At 71.6% G+C, this 869-nt stretch carries 1 protein-coding gene; it reads right to left on the bottom strand.

Features of this window, described 5'->3' with window-relative positions; translation table 11 throughout:
• On the bottom strand, window positions 1–869 hold an 869-nt coding region (locus tag ACOADB_RS26985; RefSeq protein WP_378606329.1), incomplete at both ends, for an aldehyde dehydrogenase family protein.

Genomic DNA, 869 nt, shown 5'->3' with positions numbered 1-869 from the left:
CATGATGCCGTCGGTCTGTTCCGGCGAGACGATCGCGCCCATGCCGGCGGCGGGATCCAGCGGGTCGCCCGGGGCGTACGACGCCGCCTCGGCCGCGACGAGCGAGACGAACTCCTCGTGCACGGACCGCTCGACCAACACCCGGGAGTGGGCCGAGCACACGGCGCCCTGGTTGAACCAGATGCCGGCTGCGGTGTGCTTCGCGGTCTCGGCGAGGTCGACGGCATCGGCGAAGACGAGGTGCGGGCTCTTGCCGCCGCACTCGAGCCACACCTGCTTGAGGTTCGACTGGCCGGCGTACTGCAGGAAGTAGCGGCCGACCTCGGTGGAGCCGGTGAAGGCGAGCACGTCGACGTCCGGGTGCAGGCCCAGCGCCTTGCCGGTGGTCTCGCCCAGTCCGGGGACGACGTTGAGGACGCCTTCGGGGATCCCCGCCTCGACGGCGAGCTCGGCGATCCGCAGGGCCGAGGACGGCGACTGCTCGGCCGGCTTGAGGACCACGCTGTTGCCGACGGCCATGGCGGGCGCGACCTTCCACGCCAGCATGTCGACCGGGTAGTTCCACGGGATGACCGCGGCCACCACGCCCAGCGGCACGCGGCGGATCAGCCCGAGCGTCCCGGGCGGCGTCGGTGCGACCTCATCGTTGATCTTGTCGATCGCCTCGGCGTAGTAGCGGAACAGGTCGACCGAGAACGGCAGGTCGAGGTCGTGGGCGTCGGCCACGCGCTTGCCCATGTCGAGCGAGTCCAGCACCGCGAGCTCTGCTGCGTGGTCCGCGAGCAGGTCGGCGAAGCGCAGCATCCGCTCCCGGCGGAAGCGCACCCCGGCGCGGCTCCACACGCCGGAGTCGTACGTCGACCGGGCAG

The sequence above is a fragment of the Nocardioides sp. CPCC 206348 genome (genome assembly GCF_048654705.1).
In the GTDB taxonomy this organism is placed as follows: domain Bacteria; phylum Actinomycetota; class Actinomycetes; order Propionibacteriales; family Nocardioidaceae; genus Nocardioides.
This window is presented reverse-complemented; position numbering and strand designations above follow the sequence as displayed.